This is a genomic window from uncultured Campylobacter sp. (assembly GCF_938045595.1).
GTDB lineage: Bacteria > Campylobacterota > Campylobacteria > Campylobacterales > Campylobacteraceae > Campylobacter_B.
The window spans coordinates 1-6,425 of sequence record NZ_CALIBB010000064.1 but is presented as its reverse complement, the minus strand read 5'-3'; the positions used below and the strand labels follow the sequence as shown (position 1 = coordinate 6,425).

Here is a 6,425-nt window from a genome sequence, read left to right as displayed (position 1 = left end):
GTATTTTAAGCCGCACGCGATAGATGACGTAGCTACGATTTTATTTAGCAGCGGCAGCGAGGGAAAGCCCAAAGGCGTGGTTTTGACGCATAAAAATATAATGGCGAACGTCCGTCAAATTTCAGAGCTCATAAACGCCACCGAGCACGACGCAATTTTAGCGTCGCTACCGATCTTTCACTGCTTCGGGCTTACCGTAACGACGCTCTTTCCGCTAAACGACGGAATTTTAAGCATCCACGTGCCCGATCCTACGGACGCCTTTAGCGTCGGTAAGATGAGCGCGAAATACGGCGCTACGATAATGTTCGGCACTTCGACGTTTTTTAGGCTCTACACCAAAAATAAAAGGCTCAATCCACTTATGCTGGCAAGTATTCGCCTGGCGATTGCGGGCGCGGAGAAGCTAAACGAAAACGTCCGAAAGGAATTTAAGATAAAATTCGGCATCGAAATTTACGAGGGCTACGGCACGACCGAGACTGCGCCGGTGGTGAGTGTAAATACGCCGAACGTCCTCGAGCCCGATTTTTTCAAAGAGCTTCACTTCAACCGCGAAAAGAGTGTCGGCTTGCCGCTTGCAGGCACGGTCATAAAAATTACCGATCCCGCCTCGCTGCAGCCGCTGCCAAACGGGCAGGAGGGGCTTATCTTAATCGGCGGACATCAGGTTATGAAGGAATACTACGATGAGCCGGCCAAAACCACCGAAGCAATCGCGCAAATGGACGGCGTGCGCTACTACAAAAGCGGCGACATCGGCTATATCGACGACGACGGGTTTTTATTTATCACCGACCGCCTTTCGCGCTTTGCCAAAATCGGCGGCGAGATGATCAGCCTGGGCGCAGTAGAGAGCGCTGTAGGCGAAATTTTAGGCGAAAGCGCGATCTATTCGTGCGTGAACCTAAAAGACGAGAAAAAGGGCGAAAAGATCGCTCTGCTTTACGTGGGCGAGGCGAGTGAGGATGAAATTTCGCGCCGCCTGAAGGACTCCGCGCTGGCGCCGATAATGCAGCCAAGCGTCGTGAAAAAGGTCGAGCAAATCCCGGTGCTCGGCAGCGGCAAGGTAAATCTCAAAGCGGTAAAGGATCTGGCGATAGAGCTGGGGCTTTAGGGCAAAATCTAAGTAAAAGGATTTGGTTAGTGTGAGGCTTTAAAGCCGCGGAATTTTGGCTGTATTACAGAACTACGAAATTTCGCGCTGAGAAATTTTAATCGATTTAAATTTTAAAAAACTTTGTAATAAAATGCTCCGTGTGTAAGCTTATGGAGGCTACTGACGCTGCTCGTCGTTATTGGCTATAAAACAAGAGCGCGACGACAGAATTTCGCGATGTGGGTTTGTGAAGTCGGGGAGTTCTAAGGCGTTAAATTTCAGGCTGCAAAATTCAAAGTCGAGAAAAATCTAGCTGCTAAATTTCGATTAATTCAGTTTGTAAAATTACGCGCATAAGGCGTCTTAGTAAAATATGGAATCCCGTGCTTAAAATTCCACGCCGCGACATAAAAAGGAATTTTGATCGTGGCAAACAAGCGCGATATATCGGCTCAACCGTGAAATTCCACATTAAAATTTTACGTCGAAACCGCAGACAAAATTCTATGAAATTTTACCGAGAATGAAATTCTTTAAATTTCGTAGCGGAGCGAATTTTAAAATTCTGCTCCGCTACTCAAGAATTCCGCAGCATATTATCTTGCATAAAATACTGCTAGTGCGTCTTTAGATGTATCATTTTTGCCGGCAGGCTCCTCTTCGCCATCGGACATTATCTTAAATCCCGGCGCCAAACCTACGCTTTTATCATTATTGACGACGAAATTAAGCTCTATAGTTGCACTAGACGGCGCTTTTTTATTATATGCACCATAACTAGCTTTTAATTGCTCTGGCGTCAATTGCGAATGATACACCGCATTTTTCAAGAAATCTAAGACACCCGGTAGATATGTCTTATCTTTTTTAGGGTCTTGGTCTTTTAGGATTTCACCATCTAGCGACTTATCGCAATCGATCAATTCCTTCTGATCTTTGTATTCTATCTTACCTTTTGCTTTTATAGTCTCTTGGAATTTCGCGTCGTTTAGTTTACAAAGTTTGTTAGCTAGCTGAAGCAAGCTATTCCTATCATAAGCCTTACCCCCGTAGAACTTCATAGTACTATCCATGTTACCACTTAAAGCATCTTTATTATATTTCTCACGACGTTCTTTGGTCGCTTTCTCTTTTGCGGCATTCAATGCTTCCATATCTATGTCGCACACCATCGTGACGGATTTTAGCCCACCGCGATCAGCCTTCGACCACGTGATATTTTTACATCTTTTCGACCCCTCGATCGCCGTGCCTATACTCATAGATTTAAAATCGGGCAAAGTATAGTTTTTGACGAGTTCTATCTCGTCCTCACCGCATCCTGCTAACACCAAAGCCGCCGCTACGGCACCCATCATATATCTGAACTTCATACTTACTCCTTAAGATTAAAGTAAGGAATACTAGCCCCCCCCGCTTAAAATTTGATTAAATTTGAGGTAAATTTTGAGATTAATTGTTAAGCATTAGCGGAATATTTTAAAATCTCACTAAATTTATCGGCAACAAAATTTTATGTGATAAAAATAGGCTAAATTTTATTTGCCAGTATGATACAAAAAATTACAAGCAGAAAGAAGTTTTAAAATTTTATAGCTTTGTAATTTAGCTAGAGCTTTAATGATAATTCTAATTTGCCGCGAAGCAGGCGCTCCGCGGCAAATTTAAAGGAGGACTATTTAAAAGATGGAGCGATCTGCGCTACCCACGCTTCGATGCGGCTCTCGGTGAGGTCGCTTTGATTGTCGTTGTCTAGCGCGAGGCCAACGAATTTGCCGTCCACTACGGCCTTGCTCTCGTCAAATTCATATCCGTCGGTAGGCACTGCACCTACGATATTTGCACCCGCTTTTTTGAAGTTGTCGTATAGCTCGCGCATTGCGTTGCAGTAGGCGTCGCTGTAGCTTGAGCTATCGCCCATGCCGAAAATTGCGACGGTCTTGCCCGCGACATCAAGGGCTGAGAAATCAAAGCCCGCCCAGTCGTCTTGTAGCTCTCCGTCGTTCCACGTGGAGCTGCCGATGATGAGCGCAGTGTATTTATTTAGATCTGCAGGCGCGATGTCCGCAACGTTTTTAAGCTCGTTTTCTATGCCTAGCTTTTCGGAGATCAGCTTCGCGGCGTCCTCAGTATTGCCCATCGAGCTTCCAAAAATAATTCCAACCATTTGGTATCCTTTTAATAAATTTTGTCGGTAAGCTTGTATGGTACTAATTTCATAATGAAATTTCCCTTAAAGCATTCGCTTTTTATCTCGACATGGCGGTTAAAATTTTCATTTTTTGGATAGACAAGATACACGGCATCGAGGTTTGCTCCGCGGCAAAGCTCTAGCGCTTTTTTTATATCATTATCATAAATGGCTGGATTTTGAGGTAAAATTTTTTTAAAGCTCGTAACTACGCCTAGGCTAAAACCGCTCTTGCAAACTACGATGAGCTCGCCCGATTTGCCCACAAGCTGCAGCTGTGCGCCTGCATTGCGAAGCGCGATTTTGTAAAATACTAAGTTGCGAAACGCATCGTCTCCGTTTAGCAGCACGCCGCTACGCAAGCTCACGATTGCGCGAGCTAGCTTATAAGCTGGCTTGGCGGCAAATACGGGCAGCGACATGCCGCGCAGATAGGAAAAGATTATCGCATTATCCGCTGCGCAAAATTTCACGGCGGGCTTGAAGCGGTAAATTTTGCGAGCACTGCGCCCAAGCTCGGAAGCGATAAAATTTAAAAATGCGGTGCGAAACTGCGAAGCGCCCTTTAAATTTGCGGGCGGAATTCTATAATCCGCATTAACGTTAAAATTATATAGAGCTAGCATCGCCCGCGCTCGCGAAGCCGCATTATAATCCCGCAGCGCCTCTGGCACAATCTCGCACCCGTTCGCATCAAAGCCAAAAATCTCGCCGCTAAAGAATTGCTTATTAAAAACTTCGGCATTTAAAATTTCATCATCAATAAGCTCATTATCGCGCCGCAGATCCGCTTTTTGGCGTTTTTCGCGTGCTGCGATACCTCGTTTTGACGCGGTAGTATCTTGTAATAAAGCTGATTTCTCGTCCGAACGCTTAGCGCAGAAAAAATTCTTTTGCGCGGAGCTAGTGTCGTAAAAAGCCTTTGCCGTTAAATTCCTATTCGCGCCGCCCTTTTGCGCGCTCTTTGCAGCGCACGACTTAGAGACATTATGATTAAGCACGCTCGATTTACCGCTTGAAAACTTTTTAAATTTGCCGCTAAATTTCTTGCTTTCGACATGCGCAAGGCAACTAGCGTTAAATTTGCTAGAATTTAAAGAATTCTTGGAATTTAGCTCGCCTATTTCATCGTCGTAAGCATTTGATTGCGACGCAGTGCGCGATTTTTTAGCCGTTTGCTTGGGCTTGCCGGCATTATTTAAATTCCTTAGAATTTTAATCATCTTCGCAAGGTCTGCAACCGAATTCTTGATTTAAATTGAAAACCTTACAGTATTCGCAAAATACGCAGCTAACGCTTCTTTTAGCGCATACGAGCGGGATTTTGCGCTTTTTGACTTCGCCTTTGATCTTTTTCATCGTGTTGTGGTTCAAAAAGCTCGTAAGCATCACGACGCACTCCGTATCCTGTGGGATCGGCTTACGATTTACGCGATTTTCGTTTCGTGCATCCCAGTGCTCGATGTTACTCGCGCCAAGGTCTTTTAAAACCGCCTTAATGGGTGTAATCTCATCTGCTCCTATAACTAAAACGTTCATTTCATCCCCTTCTATGATTGATAGTCGTTATTATAACAGAGAAAGATTAAATTTAACTGATAATGTATATAAAAATTTGAAATTATAAGCCGGAATTTTACCGACTCATATTTGATATTTATTCGCTTAAAGCTAGACTTACTGCCGCATCGATGTGGATCTGCGTAGTATCGAATAGCCACGCGGCGGTATCTGCTTGCGATACGAGCAGCCCGATCTCCGTGCAGCCCAGTATCACGCCCTGCGCACCGCGAGCCCTAAGTCCTTCAATGATCTGCAAAAATTTCTTCTTGGAATGTGGTAAAATTTTACCAAAGCAAAGCTCATTAAAAATTACTTCGTTTACCGCTTCCATTTCGTCCGCATTTGGCACGAGCACCTCCACGCCGCCCTCTATTAAGCGCCGCTTGTAAAAATCCTGCGTCATCGTGTAGATCGTGCCGAGCAACCCTACTTTTTGCACGCCACGTTTTCGCAGCTCACTTAACGTAGCATCCGCGATATGCACGAATGGTACAGAGATAGCGGCTTTTATCGCCTCGTAGCACTTATGCATCGTATTGGTGCAAAGAAAAATATAATCCGCGCCGCCGCCTTGCAAAACTCGCGCGTGACGAGCTAAAATTTCGCCCGCCCTGCCCCACTCATTATCTCTTTGACACCGCTCGATCTCGTCAAAATTTAGACTACTTAGCAGAATTTCGCCGCTACTTAGCCCGCCTAGACGCTCGTTAATTTTGCGATTGATCCCATCATAATAGGTAATCGTAGATTCGTAGCTCATACCGCCGATTAGTCCGATTTTTTTCATGGATTTCTCTTTTAAAATTTATACGGAATTTTATGCAGTCCCGCGAAATTTAATAAAATTCCGGATTGCAAAATTTGCAGAGCCGGAATTTTAACAAATAGCCGCAAAGCTTAAGCATTCTCGCTCGCGGCGCCCGCAGAGGCAACCTCATCGCCGAAATCGGCATTCGCAAGCCGTTTGAGCTGGCGGTAGCGTCTCATCGCGTCGGCCTTGTTTGCCTCGTACAGTTCCTGCGCGTGCTCGGGATCAATCTTTTTAAGCGCGTTGTAGCGGACCTCGTTTAGCAAAAATTCCTCATAAAGGCTCCAGTCTGGCTCTTTGGATGAAATTTTAAGCGGATTTTTGCCCTCAGCCGCGAGCCGCGGATCGAAGGTGTAGGTCGGCCAATAGCCGCATTTGCTCGCAAGCTCGGCTTGATCGCCCGAGCTGCCCATGCCACCTTTGATGCCGTGCGCGATACACGGCGAATATGCGATGATAAGGCTAGGTCCCGGGTAAGCCTCCGCCGCCATGATCGCTTTTAGCGTCGCGGCTTGGTTTGCGTTGGAATTTACCTGCGCGACGAAGATGTTGCCGTAGGTCATCGCGATCTGGCCGAGGTCTTTTTTCTGAACGCGCTTGCCGCCTGCGGTAAACTGCGCGATCGAGCCGCGACGGCTAGCTTTGGAGCTCTGCCCACCGGTGTTTGAGTAAACCTCCGTATCTAGCACCAGCACGTTCACGTCTTCGCCGGTAGCCAGCACGTGATCAAGCCCGCCGTAGCCGATGTCGTAGGCCCAGCCGTC

Annotated in this window: 7 protein-coding genes; 1 reads left to right on the top strand and 6 read right to left on the bottom strand. The window is 46.1% G+C overall.

Annotated elements, in window-relative coordinates:
- Window positions 1-1,117, top strand: a 1,117-nt coding sequence (locus Q0340_RS02465; protein WP_298082023.1) for an AMP-binding protein, incomplete at its 5' end; no start/stop codon positions are given.
- A gap of 578 nt (window positions 1,118-1,695) precedes the next feature.
- Here the strand turns inward: Q0340_RS02465 and Q0340_RS02460 are convergent.
- The 6 genes from Q0340_RS02460 to Q0340_RS02435 all read right to left on the bottom strand — a co-directional run.
- Complete coding sequence (locus tag Q0340_RS02460) at window positions 1,696-2,472, bottom strand: hypothetical protein (RefSeq protein ID WP_298082022.1); 777 nt, start codon at window positions 2,470-2,472, stop codon at window positions 1,696-1,698.
- A gap of 302 nt (window positions 2,473-2,774) precedes the next feature.
- On the bottom strand, window positions 2,775-3,266 hold the full coding sequence (gene fldA, locus Q0340_RS02455; RefSeq protein ID WP_177389208.1) for a flavodoxin FldA: 492 nt from the start codon (window positions 3,264-3,266) through the stop codon (window positions 2,775-2,777).
- Window positions 3,267-3,277: 11 nt separating this feature from the next.
- Window positions 3,278-4,513: a hypothetical protein gene (locus Q0340_RS02450; protein ID WP_298082021.1), complete on the bottom strand. Its 1,236-nt coding sequence runs from the start codon at window positions 4,511-4,513 to the stop codon at window positions 3,278-3,280.
- The gene (locus Q0340_RS02445) at window positions 4,506-4,829 is read right to left on the bottom strand and encodes a DUF2325 domain-containing protein (protein ID WP_005870807.1); all 324 of its coding nucleotides are present in this window, start codon (window positions 4,827-4,829) and stop codon (window positions 4,506-4,508) included. The genes Q0340_RS02450 and Q0340_RS02445 overlap by 8 nt, the downstream gene beginning before the upstream one ends.
- 118 nt (window positions 4,830-4,947) lie before the next feature.
- The gene (locus tag Q0340_RS02440; protein ID WP_298082020.1) at window positions 4,948-5,640 is read right to left on the bottom strand and encodes an aspartate/glutamate racemase family protein; all 693 of its coding nucleotides are present in this window, start codon (window positions 5,638-5,640) and stop codon (window positions 4,948-4,950) included.
- Between the two features lie 110 nt (window positions 5,641-5,750).
- On the bottom strand, window positions 5,751-6,425 hold a 675-nt coding region (locus Q0340_RS02435), incomplete at its 5' end, for a thiamine pyrophosphate-dependent enzyme (RefSeq protein ID WP_298082019.1).

What these genes read in the sequence shown, in the direction of transcription:
- Q0340_RS02445 (WP_005870807.1), bottom strand. Translation starts at nt 4,829, where the DNA reads ATGAACGTTTTAGTTATAGGAGCAGATGAGATTACACCCATTAAGGCG.
- Q0340_RS02460 (WP_298082022.1), bottom strand. Translation starts at nt 2,472, where the DNA reads ATGAAGTTCAGATATATGATGGGTGCCGTAGCGGCGGCTTTGGTGTTA.
- Q0340_RS02450 (WP_298082021.1), bottom strand. Translation starts at nt 4,513, where the DNA reads ATGATTAAAATTCTAAGGAATTTAAATAATGCCGGCAAGCCCAAGCAA.
- Q0340_RS02440 (WP_298082020.1), bottom strand. Translation starts at nt 5,640, where the DNA reads ATGAAAAAAATCGGACTAATCGGCGGTATGAGCTACGAATCTACGATT.
- fldA (WP_177389208.1), bottom strand. Translation starts at nt 3,266, where the DNA reads ATGGTTGGAATTATTTTTGGAAGCTCGATGGGCAATACTGAGGACGCC.